The following is a 19,543-nucleotide window of genomic DNA, read 5'->3' as shown; positions in this document are numbered from 1 at the left end:
ACACACTAATGAGCACGGCAGGTCGGCGCATCGGGTCGACGGTTCTGGCGCTGGCGGCCGCGATCACGCTGCTGAGCAACTGCTCGGCCAAGGTGGCGGGAACTGCGGGCCCGCTGGGGCAGCTGGATCCGGGCTCGGCCGGCGGCATACCGGTGAACTCGGGCGCAAGCGGCCCCCGGCCGAATGTGCCGGACGCGACGCTCGCGGTGGCCGACAGCGATCACGGCGAGATGGACCGGCTGGCCCTCAACACCCTGTCCGACGTGGACGATTACTGGAAGGAGCAGCTGCCCAAGGTGTTCGGGCGGCAGTTCAAGCCGGCGTCCAAGCTCACCTCGTACGACTCGGCCGGCCCGAACCTGCGCGTCTGCGGCGGCCGCGAGGACACCGCGGGAGTGGTCAACGCCTTCTACTGCGACCTCGACAACAGCGTTTCCTGGGACCGCGGGGAACTGCTGCCGGGACTGGTGCAGAGTTTCGGCCCGCTGGCGGTGACGATGGTTCTGGCCCACGAGATGGGCCACGCGGTGCAGTCGCAGCTGGGCCCGTTGTCCGGAGTCGACAATGCGACGCCCAGTATTGTCCTTGAGCAACAAGCGGATTGTTATGCCGGTGCCTTCATGCGCGCCGTGGCCGAGGACAAAGCCAAGCATTTCCAGATGTCCACCGGCGACGGGCTGAACACGGTGCTGGCGACGACCTTTTTCGTCCGCGACCAGCCGGGCCACTCCTTCAAGGGCCAGTCGGCCCACGGCAACGCCTTCGACCGGGTCTTCGCGTTCCAGACCGGCTTCACCGACGGCCCCAAGCGCTGCGCCCAGATCGACGTGGCGGAGATCAACGCCCGCATCACGGAGACGGCCTTCCGCGACGACACCGACGCGGCCCAGAACGGCAACGTGCCGATCACCACGGGCAACCTCCAGCGCATGGGCCGGACCCTGGACCAGGTGTTCGGGCGAACCGGCGGGAAGCCGACCCTCAGCACGGACAAGCCGGCGCCGTGCAGCGACGCCAAGGCGACCACGCCGACGGCCTACTGCCCGGCGACCGACACGGTCTCGATGGACCTGGCCAGCCTGAAGATCATCGGCACGCACACCAAGAAGGGCAAGGGCATCGGCGACTTCGCGGCGTTCGGCGAGGTGGCCTCGCGCTACGTGCTGTCGGTGCAGAAGTCCAACAACCTGCCGCTGGACGACGCCAACACGGGCCTGCGCACGGCCTGCCTGGTCGGCTACTGGGGCGCGGCGATGAAAAAGGGCGTCGACGACCTGTCGCTGGCGGCCGGCGACCTGGACGAGGCGGTGGCGGAGCTGCTCACGACCAACAGCCTGATCGCCGCGGACGTCAACGGAAAGGCGGCCGCCTCGGGCTTCTCGCGGGTGGAGGCGTTCCGGATCGGCTTCCTCCAGGGCGCCTCCACCTGCATGCAGAAGTTCGACTAGTCAGCCGGCGGCGTCCAGCTCACGGGCCAGCCGGATGAGCTCGGAACGGCGGCGGCTGCCCAGCTTCTCCCGGATGTTCTCCAGGTGCCGGTTGACCGTCCGCACGGCCACGCCGAGCTCCTCGGCGATCTCCCGGTTGTCGTAGCCGCGGGCGAGGCAGCCGAGGACCTCTCGCTCACGGCCGGTCAGCGACGACTGGTGCTGGAACTCGCCGACCAGCCGCGCGGCGAGCTCCGGCGGCAGCACCGGGCCCTCCATCACGGCCAGCACGGCGTGCGTGAGCTCGGCGGTGGTGGCCGCTTTGCTGACGTAGCCGTGCGCGCCGGCCTTCATCGCCGCCAGCACCTCGCCCGCCGAGGCCTGTGAGAGCACGAGCACTCTGGTCCGCGGCCGGGTTCGGGCCAGATGCTCGATGAGGTCCATGCCCTGTTCGTCGCCTAGTCGCAGGTCCACCAGCACGACGTGGACGAGTTCGACGTCCAGCAGCCGCAGGGCCATGGCGGCGTTGTCGGCCTCGCCGACCACGGTGACGCCGGGGTGCCTGTCCAGGCTGGACCGGATGCCCGCCCTGGTCACCGGGTGGTCCTCGACGACGAGCACACGGACAGTGGAAACGGACGTCATGGCGGGCTCCTCAGTTCCAGCCGCACCTCGGTCCCCCGGCCGGGTCGGCTCCGAATGATGACGTTGCCGCCCAGCCGTTCCAGCCGGGCGCGGACGCTGACCGCGAGCCCGAGCCGGCCGGACGCGGCCAGTTCGGGCTCGTCGTAGGCGAAGCCGACGCCGTCGTCGCGCACGTCGACCGTGATGACGGCGCCGTCGTCCAGCACCGAGATCCACACGTGTTCGGCCTCGGCGTGCTTGACGACGTTGCCGAGCAGCTCGTTGACGGCCGCCGCCAGCTCGGCGGCGACGTCGGCGGGCACGGGAATGTGGCCACTGTCGACGAGGCGGACGGGCCACTGCCTGAAGCCGTCGGCGACCTCGGCGATGGCCTCGACGAGGGATCGGGTGCCGGACGGCGTGCCGGGCTCCTCGGCCAGCACCAGCCGGCGCAGGCTGGCCTCCTGCCGTCCCACATCGGCCATGAGGGCCCGCAGCTCGGTCCGGGTGACGCCGCCGCGGTCGGCCAGGTCGCCGCCGTCCTTGCGGATCTGGCCGAGGCGCTGGAGCACGTCGTCGTGGATGTGGGCGGCCAGCCGTTCCCGTTCGCGCAGACTCGCGACCACGGCCCGGCCCTCGGCGAGGCGCACCGACACGCGCTCGAACTGGCCGGTGGCGATGCCGACCGCGCCACCGAGCACCACGTACGACAGCGCGCTACCAAGCAGGCTCACGCCGTCCAGGTAGCCGGCCAGGAAGAGGGAGGAGCCGTTGAGGTGGTAGCCCACGGGTAGGCACAGGGCGACGGCGAGGCCGGCCAGCACGCCGCCACGCACGCCGTAGACGGTGGCCCAGGCGGCCACGGCAGCCATCGGGTACGCACCGGCGAAGGTGGGGTGGTCGGTGAGCAGCTGCCCCTGCGGCCCGACCCAGCCGGACACGAGCAGCACGAGAATGGCCAGCAGGAGGTCGACGGTCAGCACCCGGCCGGTGCGGCGCACGGCGGCCACGGTCAGCCAGGCGGTCCAGCCGAGCATCGCGGCCAGGGTCACCACGGCCAGGCCCGCGCGCTGCTCCAGCACCTGGTTGCTGAGCAGGGCTATGACGGCGGTCCACCCGACGGTGAGCCACCGGAAGCTGAGAATCAGCAGCATCGGCGCGGGGTGGGCCCGCGTCACGCCACCGTCGGCCATGCGATGACCCCCATCGCGCTGATTGCCCTACTACTTTGGAGCATCCGGCCCTACCGTGGATACACGTGAGGGCGGGGGACCTTGTCGACATAGTCGGCGTCCAGGTTGCTTGGTGGCAACTCGGATTCCGTGGCCGTCGAGACGTGCTACGACGGGCGAGAACCGGTGGGACCGGTTTCGGCGACGAAGTCGGTCGCGCCTGGGCCATGCAGGTGCTGGTGGCGCCTTGGTGGTGGCGTGCCGCGCGCACGGCGCTGGCCGCCGGGGCGGCGCTGCTCGTGGTCGTGGTGGCCGAGGTCGGCCTGCTGTCGGAGCTCGGCGACGCCACCGTGGCCGTGCTGCTCACGGTGCTGCTGTCGTTCGGCGTGACGGCCTTCATGGCGTGGCGGCAGACGCGGTGGGCCCGGGAGATCGCCGGCGCCGAGGGCGCCCACGCCCGTCCGGCATCGGTCGTCGCCCGCAAGCTGCGCCTGACCGGCGCGCTGCTGGTGGCCGTGGCCGCGCTGTCGACGTTCCTCCAGTCCGCCGCCGACACCGCGTCCAGCGAGTACGTCTGCCAGCGCTACGGGCCGTACGACCCGCACTTCCCCGGGGTGTTCGAGGGCCACGCCGCCAACAACATGTGCGTCCTCGGCCCCATCCGCCACACCGACGACATCACCTGGATCCGGAGCGCGGACGGCAACTACGAGTTCTGGTTCCCGTCCGTCGGCGGGCAGACGACCATGACGCAGCCCATGCGCGACGCGTGGGTCGACTACCGGCAACTGCTCGGCGATCCCGTCGACACCGACCGGTTCGACGGCTGCAACCGGTACGTCAACTTCACCCACGGCTACATCCTGGAGCGGCCCGACCAGCCGGTGGTGGTGGCGGCCGACAACTACCGGCCCACGCTCAACACCGCCGACTGCAACGTGCCGGACCGGCCGTACCTGACCAGCGTCGTGCAGGACGGCGACGGGAACCTCCAGGTGGACTGGAAGTTCCAGCGGGCCGACGCCTACAACGTCACCTACTGGGTGGTGGGGCGGCCCGGCGTGCGCAGCGTCGAGGCCGCCCGCACCCACTTCGTCTTCGACCGGCCAGAGCCGGGCATGACCTACGGCTTCCAGATCCAGGCGTGCCAGAAGCACTTCCTCGGCCGCTCCAAGTGCACGCCCAACTCCAACGCGGTGGCCGTGAAGGCCCGCGGCTAGCAGTGTCGCTGATGCAGGGAAGGACGCCTTACCCGCGTTGAACGAGGGTAAGGCGTCCTTCCCTGCATGAGGCCGGAGTGTCAGTACAGGGCGCTGGCCAGGCTGCGGCGGGCGGCGGCCACGCGGGCGTCGTCCGTCGGGAACAGCTCGAACAGGCCCACGAGGTGCTGGCGGACCCGGTCGCGGTCGTCGCCGAAGGTGCGGCGCACGGTGTCGACCAGCCGGGCGAAGGCGGCCTCCACGTCGTTGCCGGCGATCAGCGCGTCGGCCGCGGTGAGCTGGGCGTCGACGTTGTCCGGGTCGGCGTCGGCGGCGGCCACCGACGACGGGTCGGCGGCCTCGGCCCGCGCCATGAAGCGGACCTGGGCCAGCGCGGCCTTGGCGTCGGCGTTGGCCGGCTCGGCGGCGAGAATCTCCTGGTAGGCGGCCTCGGCGGCGGCGTAGTCGCCCTGCTCGAAGGCGTCCTCGGCGGCGGTGAACCGCGGGTCCTCGGGCTCCTCGTACGGCTCGGCGCCGGCGTTGCCCTGCTCGGCGATCGCGATGCCGGGCAGCTTGTCACGCAGCGCGTCCAGCAGGGAGTCCAGCCACTTGCGGATCTCCGGCTCGGGCAGCGCCCCGGCGAAGGCGTCGATGGGCTGGCCGCCGGCGATGGCCACCACGGTCGGGATGGACTGCACGCCGAACAGCTGAGCGATGCGCGGGTTGGCGTCCACGTCGACGGTGGCCAGGATCCAGGCGCCGCCCGCGGCCTGGGCCAGGCGCTCCAGCAGCGGGGACAGCTGCTTGCACGGCCCGCACCACTCGGCCCACAGGTCCACGATGACCGGGACCTGCATGGACCGCTCGACCACGTCGTCCTGGAAGCTGGCCTCGCTGACGGCGATGACGAACTCACCCGCGGGCGCCGCCGCGGCCGGCGGTCCGCCCGCGGCCGGTGCGGCCGGCGCCCTGGTCGTCGCGTCGGCCTTCGCCTTCAGGCCGGACAGATCGACGGCGCCGGACAGCGCCGCGGACAGAGCTGCGCTCTGGCGGGGGTTTGGCCTTGTCACGGTTCCATCCTGGCACGAACCGGCCGACGGTTGCCCGCGAGTCCGGCTGACTGGACACTGTGAACCCATAGTTACCGGTCGGGACACTGGGGGTGGCCATGGTGGCCGGTGGGGAGGATGTCCCCGCCCGACTCGAGCGACTGCCCGATTCGGGTTGGCACCTGCGGGTTCGCTGGCTGATCGGCGTCGTCACCTTCTTCGAGGGCTTCGACCAGCTGGCCATCGCCTACACGCTGCCGTCGCTGAGCGCGGAGTGGGGCCTGAGCACCGGCCAGCAGGCGCTGGCCATCACCAGCGGCTCGGTCGGCATGCTGCTCGGCGCCCTGGTGTCAGGGGTGGTCGCCGACCGGATCGGCCGGGTCAACGTGGTCGTGCTGGCGCTGTCGGTGACCGCCCTGTCGTGCGTGGGGCTGGCCATCTCGCCCGGGTTCGTGTGGTTCCTGGTGCTGCGGTTCGTCCAGGGCGTCGGCATCGGCGGCGAGGTGCCGGCCGCGGCGACGTACATCGGCGAGCTGGCGCAGTCCGACCGGCGCGGGCGGTTCGTGCTGCTGTACGAGCTGGTGTTCCCGGCCGGGCTGACCGCCGTGGCCATCGTGGCCGCGTGGGTGGTGCCCGTGCTGGGCTGGCGCTGGGTGTACGGCATCGGCGTGCTGCCGGCGCTGCTCGTGGGGCCGATCCTGCGCATGGTGCCGGAGTCGCCGCGGTGGCTGGCGGCGTCCGGGCGTGGCGAGCGGGCCGTGGGCGTGATGGAGCGGATCGAACGGGCCGTGCAGCGCTCCACGGGGCGTCCGCTGCCGCCGGTCGTGGCCATCACGCGGGCCCCGTCCGTGCGGCGGCGCTACCTGCGGCGGACCGTGATCGTCGGGCTGCTGTGGCTGCTCAGCTACTTCGCCAACTACGGCATCGCGAGCTGGCTGCCGACCATCTACACCGACGTGTTCGCGCTGCCGGTGTCCACCGCGTTGGCCTACAGCGTCGCCACGTCGGTCGCCGGCCTGCTCGGGGCCATCGCCGTGGCCCTGTTGGTGGACCGCATCGGACGGCGGGCCTGCCTGGCCGGCGGCAGCGCCCTGGCCGCGGTGACCTTCGGGGTGTTGGCGGCGTCGGGGGCTGGATCGGCGTTGGAGCTGCTGGCTTTGTCCGCCGTCGGGGCGCTGTTCGTGTTCGCCGTCAACCTCGGGCTGTACCTGTACGCGCCGGAGCTCTATCCCACGCCCATGCGGGCCGCCGGGGCCAGCCTCGGCGGCGTGTGGAACCGCATCGGCGTGATCGCCGGGCCCCTGGTCGTCGGCGCCTTCGCCGCGAACCTCGGGCTGCCGGCCGCGTTCGCCGTGTTGGGCGCGGCGATGCTGGCCGCCGCGACGACGGCGTTCTTCGCGGAGGAGACCCGGGGGCGGACCCTGGAGGAGATCTCCCCCTGACCTAGGCGTAGGTGCCGTGGCCCTCCACCACCAGGCCGTCCCGCAGCACCAACACCTCGCTGACCTCGCGGCCGTCCTGGTTCCGGTAGTTGATCACCATCACGGCCATGCCCACCCGCACGCTGAGGACCTCGAAGCGCAGGTCGGGGATCCGGCGCAGGCCGGTGGCGTAGTAATCCCGGACGGCGGCCTTGCCGTGCAGGGTCCCGGATTCCTCGCCGTTGAACGTGACGACCACGGGCGAGCTCCACACGACGTCGTCGGCGAAATGGCTCAGCAGGCGGTCGAGGTCGTGGACGTTCCACGCGTCGGCCCACTCGGCGGCGAACTTCTCGGCGAAAGCGCGATCCACGTCACTCCTCGACGATGCGGGCCAGGTCGAGGCCCATCGGATGCGGCTTGACCACGCCCACGCCGGCGGCGACGATCCGGCGCAGGAAACCGGTCAGCAGCACGGCCAGGCGCTCGGTGCCGGCCTTGCCCAGCACCTCCCACGGCAGCTCGGCGGCGGCGTCGGTGCGGGTCTCGACGTCGTGCCGGGCCCGCGAGCCGTCGGCGGTGATGCGGTTCTCCTTGTCCAGCAACCCACGCTCCCGCAGACGGCGTTGGGCGGCGGCCCAGTCCTCGGCGGTCCAGCCGCGCCAGGCCTCCCAGCCGGCCTGGTCGGAGACGTCACGGTCGGCGGAGAACGCCACGAGCGTCTCGACGGGATCGAGCCCGCCGGCGACCAGGGCGGCGACATGGCCGTCGCCTCGGGACTCGCGCAGGACGGTGGTGGCGTGCCACAACACGAGATGCGGCGCGTCGGGCCACGGCAGCGCGGCATTGGCGGCGGCCAGCGGCCGGCCGGCGATGGGAGCGGCCAGGGCGGCCCGCTGGGCCAGCTGGGAGGCCTCGATCATGTCGTCGCCGACGACGTCGTCACCGAGAATCGCGCGCAGCCCGGCGTCGACGCCGGCCAGTCGGGCCTCCAGGAACCGGGCCGGGGTGGCGACGGCCCACGTGGCGGGAACCGCGCGGGCGACCCGGCTCAGCTTGAAGTTGTAGAAGGTGGCGGCGACAACCTCGGCCGGCACGGCCCCGAGCGCCGCGGCGCGCAGGCCGAAGTAGCCCATCCAGCCGCCACGGCAGCCGAGGGCATCGGTCTCGGCGCGCGCCTCCGGCGCGAAGTAGGTGACACCGTGGTAGGGCTCGTACAGCGTCCACATCCGCCGCGCGCTCATGACAGGTAGTTCTCCACCCGTTCCACCTTGGCGTGCAGCTGATCGGTGTGCCCGGGCCGGATGTCGGCCTTGAGCACCAGCGACACCCGCGGCGCATGGGCCTGCACGGCCTTCACCGCGCGCTTCACGACGTCCATCAGCTCGTCCCAGTCGTCGCCCTCGATGGTGGTGAACATGCTGGTGGTCTCGTTGGGCAGACCCGATTCCCGCACCACCCGCACGGCGTCGGCGACCGCCTCGGCAACGCTGTCGGACTCGCCGCCGAGCGGCGACACACTGAACGCGACCAGCATCGGCCCTCCCTGTCTGGATGCCGGCCAGTCAACCCGCTGCGGGTCGCGCCGGCAACAACCCGTGATCACCGACGCGTGAACTGCTAGCGTCGACAGCCGTGGCCACCCAACCGTTGCCGTTCGACCCGATCGCCCGCGCCGCGGGCACGTGGGAGGAGCGGGTGGGCCCGTCGGGCGCGATGGCCGCGGTCACCAGCGTCATGCGGGTGCAGCAGATCCTCCAGTCCACGGTGGACGCGGCGCTGCGGCCGCACGGGCTGACCTTCGCCCGGTTCGAGGCCTTGGTGCTGCTGACCTTCTCGCGGCGGGGCAGCCTGCCGATGCGGGTGATGGGCGAGCGGCTGCAGCTGCACCCGACCAGCGTCACCAACATCGTGGACCGGCTGGAGGCCGACGGCCTGGTCAAGCGGACGCCGCACCCGTCGGATCGGCGGACCACCCTGGTCGAGATCTGCGCCGCCGGCCGCGAGCTGTGCGAGGCGGCCACCGCCGCGGTGTCCGAGGTGAACCTCGGGCTCAAGGGCCTGACCGAGCGCCAGACCGAGCAGCTCACCGACCTGCTGGCCAAGGTGCGCAAGGCCGCCGGCGACTTCGACGGCTGATTTCCGCACGCGTGGCAACCTCAACTCCGCGGCGAACGTCCCCTGAGCACAGAGAAAGCCGCTCACTGTAGGGGGATTCATCATGGGACAGAGGACTGCCTTCATCGGGGCCATGGCCGCGCTGGGAGTCGCCGGCATGCTGCTGGCGCCGGTGGCGATGGCGACCACGTCGACCACCACGCCGACGACCACCACGACCACGACTTCACCGACCAAGCCGAGCCACCCGCTCGCGCTCTTCCTCACGCCGAAGTCCGGCCGTGCGGGCGCCACGGTGACCATCAACGCTCGGTGCTCCAACCCGAGCTTCAGCACCGCCGCCCTCGACATCGACTTCGACAACGGCGGCCTGGTGGCCGGCGACCCGCAGGACCCGAGCTGGAACACGACGCAGTTCTCGGCGAAGGTGCGGGACGTCAAGCCGGGCAGCTACCCGGTCACCCTGACGTGCCAGGACGAGCGGTACAAGACGCCCAGCGGCCCCGGCAAGGTCACCGCCACCTTCACCGTGCTGCCCAAGGCCCAGGTCCCGACCAAGCCGGTCGGCGCGCCGCAGACCGGCGGCGGCTTCACCGCGACCGATCTTGTCGGCTGAGGTCAGGCGCTGATCGCGACCGCCCGCTGGGCCAGCCGCCCGGTGCGGGCCGCCCACCGCTCGAACACCACCGAGCCGAACGGCGGGATGCTCGCGATCAGCGCCAACGCGGTGGTCCGGTTGTCCCAGTTCAGGGCGCGCCGAGCCAACAGCGAGAGCACCACGTACGCGATGAACACGACGCCGTGCACCGGGCCGAAGATGTGCACGCCGATCTCATTGCCCATGACGTACTTGAAGAACATGCCGATCAGCAGGCCGGCCCAGGAGATCGCCTCGGCCACCGCGACGGCACGGAACCGGCCTGACGGAGTGTCGAACATGGCTCCCAGTGTGGGGCGTGAGCGGGCTCACGCCCCGGCCGGGCCTAGCTGTCCTCCCAGCTGAACACCCGCGAGGCCGCGAACCCGACCACGATGGTGAAGGCCAGCAGCACCAGCGCCGGCACACCCAGCGCCTCGATTCCCTTGCCGCGCACCAGAACGTCGACCATGCCATCGTTGAGATGCCGCAGCGGCAACACTTCCGAGACGGTCTGCAGCCACTGCGGGGCGTTCTGCAACGGGAAGAACGTGCCGGACAGGAAGGCCATCGGCAGCACGATGACGTTGGTGATGCCGGTCGCCGCCTCCTCGGACTTGGCGATCGAGCCGACCAGCACGCCGATGGAGAAGAACGACAGCGAGCCCAGGACCAGCAGCGGCAGGGCCAGCCACCACTGGCCGGCCAGTTTCAGCCCGAACACCGGCGTCATCGCCACCGCGACGAACAGGATCGCTTGCAGCACCGAGGTTCCGATGGTCACCAGCAGCCGGGAGGAGATCACCGTGCCGGTGCTGACCGGGGCCAGCCGGATTCGCCGCAGCACCTGCTTCTTGCGCCAGTTCACCAGCGTCAGCGCGGAGCCGAAGATCGCCGAGGTGGCCAGGCCCCAGGACAGGATGCCGGGTGTGAGGTACTGGATCGCGCTCAGCGACGAGTCCTCCACCTGCTGAGAGTTCAGCGTCACGGTCGGCGGCTTGCCGCTGGCCTTGATGTTGACGGCGTCGACCACCGAGCGGATGACCGCCTGCACGGTGCCGGCCTGCACGCTGTCGCTCGCGGCGTAGCGGAGCTCGACCTTGTTGCCCTGCACGGAGATCGCCGCCGGCACGTCGCCGCTCCTGACCGCCTGCACGGCCGTGTCGAACGAGTCGACGCGCTGGAACTCCACGATGCCGGTGCTGTTCAGGGCGGTCAGCACCGGGCCGTCGCCGACGACGTCGATCTTCGTCTTGCTGGAGGAGGCGCCGCCGAAGATCAGGCCGAAGATGACCAGGAACATCAGCGGCATCAGGAAGGTGAAGAACAGCGCCACCCGTTCGCGGAAGAAGCCCTTGAACATGGCCACCGACAGGCTCTTGAACGCGGTCATGCCCGGTACTCCCTTCCGGTCAGCTCCAGAAACACGTCCTCCAGCGTCGCGCCGCGGACCTGGAGGCCCTCCAGGGCGCCGCGTTCGGCCAAAGTGGACAGCAGCTTGCCCGGGTGTCGAGTGGACAGTCGCAGCGAGACGCCATCGTCGCCGGCTTCCTCAACGCCGGCAAGGCTCTTCGCGTCCTCCAGCGCGATGATGCCGCGTTCGATCATCACGTGCGTCGGCGCGTCCAGGCCCCGCACCAGCGTCGCCGGCGCCTCCATGGCCAGGATCCTGCCCTTGTCCATGATCGCCGTGCGGTCGCACAGGATCTCGGCCTCGTCCAGGTAGTGCGTGGTGTAGACGATGGTCTTGCCGCGGTCCTTGATCGCCCGCAGCACGTCCCACAGGTTGCGCCGGGCCTGCGGGTCCAGCGCCGCCGTCGGCTCGTCGAGGAACACGATGTCCGGGTCGTGGGCCAGCGCGCAGGCGATCGACAGCCGCTGCCGCTGCCCGCCCGACAGCTTGTTCTCCCTGGTGTCCGCCTTGTCGGTCAGGCCGACCAGCTCCAGCATGTCGGCGGCCGTGCCCGTGCTCACCCCGTACAGCGAGGCGAACGTCTCCAGCTGCTCCCGGGCCGTCAGCTTCTCGAAGAACGACGACGCCTGCAGCTGCACCCCGATACGCGGCAGCAGCTTCGGGTTGCGCGGCCACGGCTCCTCGCCGAACAGCCGCACACTGCCCTCGTCGGGCTTGCGCAGGCCCTCGATGATCTCCAGGGTGGTCGTCTTGCCCGCCCCGTTCGGTCCGAGGATCCCGAAGAACTCCCCCTCGCCAACGGTGAACGACACCCCGTCGACCGCCCACAGGTCGCCGTACCGCTTGCGCAGCCCCTCGGCGACGATCGTGTTCCCCTTGCTCATGGGGCGAACGGTAGGTCGCCCCGGTGCGGACGGCGGGAGTTCCCGGCAAGACCGGAGATTTGTCAGGGTCCCCATTAGACCGATCGGGTGCACTGCCGGGTTCTCGCAGTAGGGTCGGCCCACCGTGCGCTACCGATTGGGAACAGCACGTCGTTTTCGCATGGCAGGTGGCATGACCGGCCGGCGCACGGCACTGCTCCTCTGGCCGTGCCGTGGTTCAGCCGGCCCGGCGGCGTACCTGCTGCCGAAATCCATCGACGAACTGCCTGGCCAGTAGCCCCCTCTTTTCCTACGTGAGTGGCTCACGTGACCTCCGAGCGAAAATGAGCCACTCACGTAGCGACAAAAATGGCGGTTTCGCTCAGGCTTCGATGATCAGGCGGTGGCGCGGCCCGCGGTCGCCTTCAGCCCGGACGGCGGCGTCCTGGCCAGCGGCGGAAACGACGGGCCGGTCAGGTCATGGCACCACTGGCTGCGAACCCGGCAACCCCTTCCGGTCCAGGCCGAGGTCGGCGTGGTCGGCGGCGGCGCGGCCGGCGCCCCAGCCGGCGGCGTTGCTCGCCGAGTACGACTTGACCCTGGTCGCCGGATACAGCGTGTCGACCAGCTCGTCGACGGCCTTGCGGCGGTCCACGAGCACCGGCAGCAGCCGGTCGTCGTGCTCCGACACGGCCGACTCGGTGACCTCGGCCAGCCGCTCGCCGACGCGATGGGCATAGGCCATCAGGAAGGACTGCCGGTACGAGCGGATCCGGGCCTGTTCGGCCCGCCCGGCGGCCACGAGGGCGCGGGTGGCCTGCAACAGCAGGGAGGTGGCGAGCAGCTCGGTGATCTCCAGGTCCATCTCGTCGCCCATCAGCGCGACGAACCCGATCTTCTCGTGAATGACCGTGCGGCACCGGTTGGCGCCGGCGACCACGCCCACCAGCTGCGCTTTGGCGGCGACGTACGGGCTGTCCAGCCAGATCCGGCGCGCGGTCGCGACCTGCGGCACGTGCTCCTCGGCGTCGAGCATGGCCCGCTCGACGGCGTGCCGGTTCATCAGCTCCTGTGCCTTGGCCGAGAGCGCCTCGGCCTCCTCGGCGAACTCGGTCGACTCGGCCTTGGCCAGCAGGCCGCGGACCCGGGCCAGGATCTTCGGGTCGACACCGTGCCGCGCCGGCGCCGTGGCGGCCCGAGCGGCGCCGGGAGGCGGCAGGATCATCGGCAACTCCGGCCACATCATGATCGTCGCGATCACGGTGAGGACCAACGTCAGGGCGTCGCCTCGGCTGACTGCGCGCCGCTCGATCCACTGGCTCAGGTGCGGGTTGCTCGAATCCCACCAGATCGCGGCGTCGATCTGCCGCAGCTGCTCCCGCCAACGCTCGTGCACGGTGGCCTCGGCGTACTGCGCGGCATCGGTGGCGATCACGTCGGTGACGAGCTCGACGGCCGGCTCTCCCAGCTGCTTGCCGAGGTGTCGAACGATGTCGTACGGCAGCCAGCCGACCCGCCACATGTGGCTCACGGTGTGCAGCAACGCCATCTCCACGCCGGTGTCCGCGACCCGGACGGGCCGGCCTCGCAACCAGGTGACGCAGTCGGCGAGCGCCTCGGGGTCGCCGCCGGCGTGGCGGTAAGCGGCGTCGAGCACCGAATTCCCCACGACTTCGGCCGGTGGCGGGGCGTACGGGTCGGCGTCGAAATCCGCGCGGTGTTCATGCGGGGAACGGCGATCGCGCGCCTTCTTCTTCGCCGCGCGCCGTTCCCTGTTGCGAGTGCCCACCGGTTCCTCTCCTGTTCTCGCCGCAGGACAGGACAGTACCGGGGAGCCCCGACATGGTGAGGCGGGCCGTTCCGCCGGATTGCCGGGGAACGACCCGCCTCGGGTCACTCACGAAGCCGCCGCCACGTCCTTCGTGAGCGTTCTGGGCGTGCTCAGCCGGTGGCGATGCTGAACACGTGGAAGGTGCCGCCCTGGACGGTGCTGGGCAGCGTGATGGACTTGACCTGCTTGCCGGCGGTCAGGGCGACCGGGGCGGTGGCGAACAGGTAGACGTTGAGCTGCTGGGAGGTGCCGCCGCCGGCGTTGCGGTAGGGCATGGAGACGACGGTGCGGTTGTTGTACGCCACCGGCGCCCCGCCACCACCGAGGGCCCAGTCGGACAAGCCGACGGAGGCGTTCTGGGTGGTGCCGTCGGTGTAGGTGATCACCATGGTGCCCGAGGCGTTGCCGTTGCCGGCGCTGCCGAGCAGGGCCAGCTGGGTCGCCCCGGCGGGCGCGTCGACGTTGATGGTCTCCCCACCGGCGTTGACGTTGTCCATCTCACCGACCGGAACGTTGGGCCACAGGAACTTCAGGCCGTCGGAGTCGGTGACGGTGGAGCCGGGGTTGACGCCCTTGGCCGCCAGGGCGTTGCGGGAGTAGCTCCAGCCGCCGCCGTCGTAGTTGCCGATCTGCTGGTTGTCGTCGGGCGAGGTGCCGATGTTGTTGAAGGCGGCCCGAAGGCTGCCGGGCTGGGCGACCAGGACGGCCAGGGTGGAGCCGTTGATGGCCTTGCCGCCGACGGTGTACGAGATGGGAATGTTGTATGTGCCCTCGGCCGTGCCGGCGGCGACTGTCACGGTGACCGGGGCGCTGGCCTTGCCGCCGGGGTCGGTGGTGAGGTCACCGGAGGACGGCGTGATGGTCAGACCGGCCGGCGCGGTGGCGGTCCAGTGCGCGGTGGTGCCCTGACCGGAAAGGTCCTGCACACCAACGTTTGCCGTGGCGGTGCCGCCCGCGGGGGCGACGAGCCGGGACGGGTCGACGAAGGTGCTCTGGTTGACGGCGCCGTCGGTGAACGACGGCGGAGCGTCGGCGTGCGCCGAACCCCAGCTGGTGTTGGGCGTGGACGACAGCGCGAAGTCCAGCGTGCCACCGGTGTTCACGAACGACTCGGGCAGCCACGGCTTGTTCCACGTCTGGCCGTTGAGCTTCAGCGAGTCGATGTACGGCGTCGACGTCGAGGCGCCGGGGGCGTTGATGGTGATCTTCTGGCCGCCGGGACGGGTGATCACGGCGCCGGTGAACTCCGGCGTGTTCAGGGTCAGCTCGGCGCGGCCCGGGGTCTCCGGGTACAGGCCGAGGGAGGCCCACACGTACCAGGACGACATCTCGCCGAGGTCGTCGTTGCCGACCAGGCCGTTGGGCCCGGCCTTCCAGATCTGCTGGCGGATGTTGTTGACCAGCGCCTGCGCCTTGTACGGCTGGCCGGTGTAGTCGTAGATCCACGGCGTCTCCAGCGTGGGCTCGTTGCCCAGGAAGGCGTGTGGGTCGCTGGTGCCGGCGTTCAGCTTGGTGAAGAACTCGTCCAGCCGCTTGTTCACGGCGTCGTTGCCGCCCAGCGCCGTGATCAGGCCGCTGTAGTTGTACGGCACCATCCACGTGTACTGCGCGCCGTTGCCCTCGGTGTAGCCGCCGGGGTCGGCCGGGTTGAACGGGCTGCCGAACGAGCCGTTGGCGCTGCGCGGCTGGAGGTAGCCGGTGGCCGGGTTGTACAGGTTCTGCCAGTTCTGGGCCCGCTTGATGAACGTGTTGTACGTGGCCGAGTCGCCCAGGCGGCGGGCCAGCTGCGCGATGGAGAAGTCGGCGCTGGTGTACTCCAGCGTGTCGGAGGCGACGCCGGGCACGTAGCCGAGCTTGAGGTAGTTGGCCAGGCCCGGCCGCTCCTCGTAGCCGACGGTGGGCTGCGAGGCACCGCGTTCCATCAGCAGCAACGCCTGGTTGGCGTCGAAGTTCTTGGCGCCGAAGGCATAGGCCGTGGACACGATGATGTGGTACGGGTCGCCGTTCATGACGCCGGTGTAGTCGTTGGCCACCGTCCAGCGGTCCCAGGACCCGCCCTGTGCGGCGAACTGCACCATCGAGTTGGCGATGTCCGAGGTCTCACTAGGGGCCAATAAGGCGAGTAGCTGCGCCTCGGATCGGTATATGTCCCAACCGGAGAAGTTGGTGTATATCGCGTGTCCCTTGGCGGCCTTGTGTATCTGGCCGTCGAAGCCCGGATACTGCCCGTCGGAGTCGGAGAACACGTTGGGCTGCAACAGGGAGTGGTACAGCGCGGTGTAGAAGATGGTCTTCTGGTCGTTGCTGCCGCCGGTCACCGCGATCTGGTTGAGCCGGCTGTTCCACGACGCCCGCGCGGCGGCGGCGACCTGGTCGAAGGACTTGGTGGCGTTCTCCGCCTTGATGTTCGCCTTCGCGCCGTCCACCGACACGAACGAGACGCCGACCTTCACGTTGACGGTCGGGGACTTCGTGTTGTCGAAGGTGACGTAGGCGCCGCTGCCGGGCCCGGACACCGTGGTGTCCTGGGGCTTCACCGACTGCGAGGTGACGTCCGCCTTGGCCTTGGCCGACTTCGGCGTGGCCGTGTTGGGCGCGCTGGTGACTGGCGCCTTGGGCAGGGACATGCCGCGCTCGGCGTCCTTGCCCGGCGTCACGGCCCCGTTGTGCCAGGTGCCGGTGCTGGCGAAGTTCTGGTCGAACTGGGCGTAGAAGTACACGCGGTAGTGGTCGTCGGCGCCGCAGAAGTGGCCGCTGGCGGCGTAACCGCTGATGTAGTTCTTGCCGATGGTGACCGAGGCGTCGTCGGTGCCCATGATCGAGCCGGACACGTTGACCAGCAGCGTCGAGGTCGGGCCGACCGGCCAGGTGAAGCGGCCGGCGCCGGTGCGCTGGGTGGCCGACAGCTCGACCTTGGCCCCGTTGTCCAGGCTCACGCCGTACGAGCCGGCGGTCACCTTCTCGTTGCTGTGCGAGAAGGTGGAGATGTACTTCATCGGGTTGGCCGCGGGCGAGTCGGTGATGTCGCCGACGACCGGCATGAACGGGATGTCCTGGTAGGTGTCGCAGCCCGCGCCGGACAGGTGCGTGAGGCTGAAACCCTTGATCCGGTTGTCCTGGTAGTAGTACCCGCCGTGTTGCAGCGTCACGGTGTCCGGGCTCCACTGCACCATGCCGAACGGCACGTCCGCGCCGGGGAAGGTGTTGGCGGCCCCGCCGCCCGTGCCCATGTCTGCGTCACCCGGCTGGGTGCCGATGTAGGGGTCGACCCATTGGGCCAGGTCCTGCGCCTTCGGCGTCGGCGCGGCCGTCGCGGTGGTGGCCACCAGGGGTGACACCACCATCGCCAGCGCTGTGCCGATCACGGCCGCGGCGCGCAGGCGCCGTCTCGGGACTCCGAACATCTTGGCGGTCGCCTCCCGTGGCTCGAACGCACGTTCGTCGAGCGGCGGGCGTGACAACCTTGTCGTGACGCCCGGCAGGTCCGCTCGACCCGGTGGCAACACTGCGGAGCGTGTTGGATCCGCGTCAAGACGTCATCCGCCAGCCTGTCCGCTTCCGGACAACGGGCGTCCGCCGTATGCAGCAACAGCCCCCGTTCACAGTGTGAACAGCGAAAACGGGGTCGTCACGGTTATGTCCCACCCTGCCCACTTGACCGGTTCACACCCATTGACAAGAGCTGTGTGGATCCGGTGAGATCGCGCCATCATGACAACGTTGTCGAGCCTCGGCCCCCGCCGGGTCCGCCGCGCAACCATGAGCGACGTGGCGCGCCTGGCCGGGGTCAGCATCAAAACGGTCTCCCGGGTCGTCAACGACGAGCCGGGAGTGCACCCCGCCACCGCCGAGCGCGTGCTGGCGGCCATCGACCAGCTCGGGTTCCGGCGCAACCTGGGCGCCCGCAACCTGCGCCGCGGCTCGTCCACCGGCACCATCGGCATGGTGCTGGAGGACGTCGGCAATCCCTTCTACTCCGGCATCACCCGGGCTGTCGAGGAGGTCGCCCGCCAGTACGGGCGCCAGGTCCTCACCGGCTCCTCCGACGAGGACCCCGGCCGGGAGCGTGAGCTGGCGCTGGAGTTCTGCGCCCGCCGCGTGGACGGCATGCTCGTGGTGCCGGCCGGCATGCAGCACGGCTACCTGGTGCCCGAGATGCGCGCCGGCATGCCCGTGGTGTTCCTCGACCGGCCCGCCGGCGACGTCGTGGCCGACACCGTGCTGGTGGACAACATCGGCGGCACCGTGCTGGCCGTGCGCCACCTCGCCGCCCACGGCCACAACCGCATCGCCTTCCTCGGCGACGCCCCGGACATCTTCACCGCCAACGAGCGCCTGCGCGGCTTCCGCGAGGGCTGCGTGCGCGCCGGCATCCGCTACGACGAGGACCTGGTCGCCATGGGTCCGCACGACGAGCGGGGCATCGCCGAGGTGCTGCGCCGCATCGGCGAGCACCGCCAGCCGGCGACCGCCGTGGTGGCCGGCAACAACCGGATCACCGTGCACCTGCTGCGCGTGCTGGCCGGCCGGCCGCAACGTCCGGCCCTGGTCGGCTTCGACGACTTCGAGCTGGCCGACCTGCTCGACCCGCCCGTCACCGTGATCGCGCACGACGCCAGCGCGATCGGCAAGGCCGCCGCCGAACTGCTGTTCTCCCGCCTGGACGGGGACACCTCCCCGCCGCGGCGGGTGGTGCTTCCGGTGCGTTTGGTACCCCGTGGATCAGGAGAAAAGCGACCTTGAGCGAGAACATGCGGCCCGTCCGGCTGGCCGCCAACCAGCCCCGGCAGTTCTACCGGGGCGGCGCGGCGATCGCCGACCTGCGCGGCATGCCGGCGACGGCCGAGTTCGGCCCCGAGGACTGGGTGGGCTCGATCACCACCCAGTTCGGCAAGGAGGCCGGCCTGTCGCCGCTGCCCGACGGCACGCTGCTGCGTGACGCCGTGGCCGCGGACCCGACGGCGTGGCTGGGCGCGGCGCACGCCGCCGAGTACGGGGCGGACACGGCGCTGTTGGTCAAGCTGTTGGACGCGGGCCAGCGGCTGCCGGTGCACTACCACCCGTCCGACGCCTTCGCGTCCGACCACCTGTCCTGCCGTCACGGCAAGACCGAGGCGTGGATCGTGGTCGGCACCAGCGGGCCGAGCCCGACCGTCCACATCGGATTCAAGGCCGACGCCGACGCGGCGGTGGTCGACAACTGGGTGACCGTGCAGGACCGCGCGGCCATGCTGGACGCGTTGAACGCGATCCCGGTCAAGGCCGGCGACACGGTGTTCATCCCGGCCGGCCTGCCGCACGCGATCGGCGAGGGCGTGTTCATCGTCGAGCTCCAGCAGCCGACCGACTTCTCCATCACGATCGAGTGGGAAGGCTTCCTGGACGGCCCCGACTCGTGGCACCTGGGCCTCGGCCAGACGATCGCGCTGGAGGCGCTGGACCTGTCCGGCTGGGACGGCAGGCGGCTGGACACGATCGTCAAGCACACCGCGGACGACCACGACCCGATCGTGGACCTGTTGCCCAGCAGCGAGTTCTTCCGCGCCCAGCGGCTGCACGCCGACTCGCCCATCGAGCTGGACCCGTCCTTCGCGGTCCTGGTGGTGCTGGACGGCGAGGGCCGGCTGCACACCGAGGGCGGCGACCCGGTCGCGCTGCGCCGCGGCGACACCCTCGTGTTGCCGCACGCCGCCGGATCGTCCAAGTTGGACGGTGGTCTGGTCGCGGTGAGGTGTCTACCCCCGGAGGTGCGGGCATGAGCGAGCTTGCGGGCGAATCATTCAACGCA

Annotated in this window: 18 protein-coding genes; 7 read left to right on the top strand and 11 right to left on the bottom strand. The window is 70.6% G+C overall.

The annotated features are described in order from the left end of the window. Nucleotides 1-8 precede the first annotated feature (8 nt). A complete protein-coding gene (locus AB0M73_RS33685) occupies nucleotides 9-1,448 on the top strand; it encodes a neutral zinc metallopeptidase (protein ID WP_363899360.1) in 1,440 nt (479 codons plus the stop codon). Here the strand turns inward: AB0M73_RS33685 and AB0M73_RS33680 are convergent, their stop codons facing one another. Both AB0M73_RS33680 and AB0M73_RS33675 read right to left on the bottom strand, forming a co-directional pair. Beyond that, nucleotides 1,449-2,072 (bottom strand): response regulator transcription factor, encoded by a 624-nt coding sequence (locus AB0M73_RS33680; RefSeq protein WP_043722494.1) that lies wholly within the window; start codon nucleotides 2,070-2,072, stop codon nucleotides 1,449-1,451. Then, nucleotides 2,069-3,244, bottom strand: a complete 1,176-nt coding sequence (locus AB0M73_RS33675; protein ID WP_363899357.1) for an ATP-binding protein — start codon at nucleotides 3,242-3,244, stop codon at nucleotides 2,069-2,071. The genes AB0M73_RS33680 and AB0M73_RS33675 overlap by 4 nt, the downstream gene beginning before the upstream one ends. A 206-nt stretch (nucleotides 3,245-3,450) precedes the next feature. Here AB0M73_RS33675 and AB0M73_RS33670 point away from each other — a divergent pair, with 206 nt between their 5' ends. Continuing rightward, nucleotides 3,451-4,443, top strand: a complete 993-nt coding sequence (locus tag AB0M73_RS33670; RefSeq protein ID WP_363899354.1) for a fibronectin type III domain-containing protein — start codon at nucleotides 3,451-3,453, stop codon at nucleotides 4,441-4,443. A gap of 80 nt (nucleotides 4,444-4,523) precedes the next feature. On the opposite strand, the gene AB0M73_RS33665 is transcribed toward AB0M73_RS33670, so the two are convergent. After that, on the bottom strand, nucleotides 4,524-5,492 hold the full coding sequence (locus AB0M73_RS33665) for a tetratricopeptide repeat protein (protein ID WP_363899351.1): 969 nt from the start codon (nucleotides 5,490-5,492) through the stop codon (nucleotides 4,524-4,526). Between the two features lie 98 nt (nucleotides 5,493-5,590). Here AB0M73_RS33665 and AB0M73_RS33660 point away from each other — a divergent pair, with 98 nt between their 5' ends. Further along, on the top strand, nucleotides 5,591-6,913 hold the full coding sequence (locus AB0M73_RS33660; RefSeq protein WP_363899348.1) for an MFS transporter: 1,323 nt from the start codon (nucleotides 5,591-5,593) through the stop codon (nucleotides 6,911-6,913). Nucleotide 6,914: 1 nt separating this feature from the next. Here AB0M73_RS33660 and AB0M73_RS33655 read toward each other — a convergent pair whose 3' ends face one another. Genes AB0M73_RS33655 through AB0M73_RS33645 form a run of 3 tightly spaced genes read right to left on the bottom strand, consistent with a single transcriptional unit; the run spans nucleotide 6,915 to nucleotide 8,429 of the window. Then, nucleotides 6,915-7,265 (bottom strand): nuclear transport factor 2 family protein, encoded by a 351-nt coding sequence (locus AB0M73_RS33655; protein ID WP_363899345.1) that lies wholly within the window; start codon nucleotides 7,263-7,265, stop codon nucleotides 6,915-6,917. A gap of 1 nt (nucleotide 7,266) precedes the next feature. Beyond that, nucleotides 7,267-8,136 carry a hypothetical protein gene (locus tag AB0M73_RS33650; protein ID WP_043722483.1) on the bottom strand — a complete coding sequence of 290 codons (870 nt, stop codon included), beginning with the start codon at nucleotides 8,134-8,136 and terminating at the stop codon, nucleotides 7,267-7,269. Next, complete coding sequence (locus AB0M73_RS33645; protein ID WP_043722482.1) at nucleotides 8,133-8,429, bottom strand: MTH1187 family thiamine-binding protein; 297 nt, start codon at nucleotides 8,427-8,429, stop codon at nucleotides 8,133-8,135. The genes AB0M73_RS33650 and AB0M73_RS33645 overlap by 4 nt, the downstream gene beginning before the upstream one ends. A gap of 98 nt (nucleotides 8,430-8,527) precedes the next feature. Here AB0M73_RS33645 and AB0M73_RS33640 point away from each other — a divergent pair, with 98 nt between their 5' ends. Then, nucleotides 8,528-9,031 (top strand): MarR family transcriptional regulator, encoded by a 504-nt coding sequence (locus AB0M73_RS33640; protein ID WP_043722480.1) that lies wholly within the window; start codon nucleotides 8,528-8,530, stop codon nucleotides 9,029-9,031. An 82-nt stretch (nucleotides 9,032-9,113) separates the two neighbouring features. After that, nucleotides 9,114-9,626, top strand: a complete 513-nt coding sequence (locus tag AB0M73_RS33635) for a hypothetical protein (RefSeq protein WP_363899340.1) — start codon at nucleotides 9,114-9,116, stop codon at nucleotides 9,624-9,626. Nucleotides 9,627-9,628: 2 nt separating this feature from the next. On the opposite strand, the gene AB0M73_RS33630 is transcribed toward AB0M73_RS33635, so the two are convergent. From AB0M73_RS33630 to AB0M73_RS33610, 5 genes are all read right to left on the bottom strand, one after another. Then, nucleotides 9,629-9,949 carry a DUF3817 domain-containing protein gene (locus AB0M73_RS33630; RefSeq protein WP_363899337.1) on the bottom strand — a complete coding sequence of 107 codons (321 nt, stop codon included), beginning with the start codon at nucleotides 9,947-9,949 and terminating at the stop codon, nucleotides 9,629-9,631. A 44-nt stretch (nucleotides 9,950-9,993) separates the two neighbouring features. Continuing rightward, complete coding sequence (locus AB0M73_RS33625; RefSeq protein ID WP_043722469.1) at nucleotides 9,994-11,040, bottom strand: ABC transporter permease; 1,047 nt, start codon at nucleotides 11,038-11,040, stop codon at nucleotides 9,994-9,996. Then, nucleotides 11,037-11,945: an ABC transporter ATP-binding protein gene (locus tag AB0M73_RS33620; RefSeq protein WP_363899333.1), complete on the bottom strand. Its 909-nt coding sequence runs from the start codon at nucleotides 11,943-11,945 to the stop codon at nucleotides 11,037-11,039. Before AB0M73_RS33620 ends, AB0M73_RS33625 begins: the two co-directional genes overlap by 4 nt. Nucleotides 11,946-12,402: 457 nt before the next feature. Continuing rightward, entirely contained in the window at nucleotides 12,403-13,713 is a 1,311-nt protein-coding gene (locus AB0M73_RS33615) for a DUF2786 domain-containing protein (protein ID WP_363899330.1), read from the bottom strand. 152 nt (nucleotides 13,714-13,865) lie between these two features. Next, a complete protein-coding gene (locus AB0M73_RS33610) occupies nucleotides 13,866-17,159 on the bottom strand; it encodes a GH92 family glycosyl hydrolase (RefSeq protein WP_363899327.1) in 3,294 nt (1,097 codons plus the stop codon). A gap of 355 nt (nucleotides 17,160-17,514) precedes the next feature. On the opposite strand from AB0M73_RS33610, the gene AB0M73_RS33605 reads away from it, so the two are divergent. Continuing rightward, entirely contained in the window at nucleotides 17,515-18,498 is a 984-nt protein-coding gene (locus AB0M73_RS33605; RefSeq protein WP_043722463.1) for a LacI family DNA-binding transcriptional regulator, read from the top strand. Next, the gene (locus tag AB0M73_RS33600; protein WP_363899324.1) at nucleotides 18,495-19,514 is read left to right on the top strand and encodes a class I mannose-6-phosphate isomerase; all 1,020 of its coding nucleotides are present in this window, start codon (nucleotides 18,495-18,497) and stop codon (nucleotides 19,512-19,514) included. The genes AB0M73_RS33605 and AB0M73_RS33600 overlap by 4 nt, the downstream gene beginning before the upstream one ends. Nucleotides 19,515-19,543 lie beyond the last annotated feature (29 nt).

Origin of the sequence: Kutzneria sp. NPDC051319 (genome assembly GCF_040682195.1) — a bacterium.
Classification (GTDB): domain Bacteria; phylum Actinomycetota; class Actinomycetes; order Mycobacteriales; family Pseudonocardiaceae; genus Kutzneria.
This window is presented reverse-complemented; position numbering and strand designations above follow the sequence as displayed.

What these genes read in the sequence shown, in the direction of transcription:
- AB0M73_RS33685 (WP_363899360.1), top strand. Translation starts at nt 9, where the DNA reads ATGAGCACGGCAGGTCGGCGCATCGGGTCGACGGTTCTGGCGCTGGCG.
- AB0M73_RS33680 (WP_043722494.1), bottom strand. Translation starts at nt 2,072, where the DNA reads ATGACGTCCGTTTCCACTGTCCGTGTGCTCGTCGTCGAGGACCACCCG.
- AB0M73_RS33675 (WP_363899357.1), bottom strand. Translation starts at nt 3,244, where the DNA reads ATGGCCGACGGTGGCGTGACGCGGGCCCACCCCGCGCCGATGCTGCTG.
- AB0M73_RS33670 (WP_363899354.1), top strand. Translation starts at nt 3,451, where the DNA reads ATGCAGGTGCTGGTGGCGCCTTGGTGGTGGCGTGCCGCGCGCACGGCG.
- AB0M73_RS33660 (WP_363899348.1), top strand. Translation starts at nt 5,591, where the DNA reads ATGGTGGCCGGTGGGGAGGATGTCCCCGCCCGACTCGAGCGACTGCCC.
- AB0M73_RS33650 (WP_043722483.1), bottom strand. Translation starts at nt 8,136, where the DNA reads ATGAGCGCGCGGCGGATGTGGACGCTGTACGAGCCCTACCACGGTGTC.
- AB0M73_RS33645 (WP_043722482.1), bottom strand. Translation starts at nt 8,429, where the DNA reads ATGCTGGTCGCGTTCAGTGTGTCGCCGCTCGGCGGCGAGTCCGACAGC.
- AB0M73_RS33635 (WP_363899340.1), top strand. Translation starts at nt 9,114, where the DNA reads ATGGGACAGAGGACTGCCTTCATCGGGGCCATGGCCGCGCTGGGAGTC.
- AB0M73_RS33630 (WP_363899337.1), bottom strand. Translation starts at nt 9,949, where the DNA reads ATGTTCGACACTCCGTCAGGCCGGTTCCGTGCCGTCGCGGTGGCCGAG.
- AB0M73_RS33625 (WP_043722469.1), bottom strand. Translation starts at nt 11,040, where the DNA reads ATGACCGCGTTCAAGAGCCTGTCGGTGGCCATGTTCAAGGGCTTCTTC.
- AB0M73_RS33620 (WP_363899333.1), bottom strand. Translation starts at nt 11,945, where the DNA reads ATGAGCAAGGGGAACACGATCGTCGCCGAGGGGCTGCGCAAGCGGTAC.
- AB0M73_RS33610 (WP_363899327.1), bottom strand. Translation starts at nt 17,159, where the DNA reads ATGTTCGGAGTCCCGAGACGGCGCCTGCGCGCCGCGGCCGTGATCGGC.
- AB0M73_RS33605 (WP_043722463.1), top strand. Translation starts at nt 17,515, where the DNA reads ATGAGCGACGTGGCGCGCCTGGCCGGGGTCAGCATCAAAACGGTCTCC.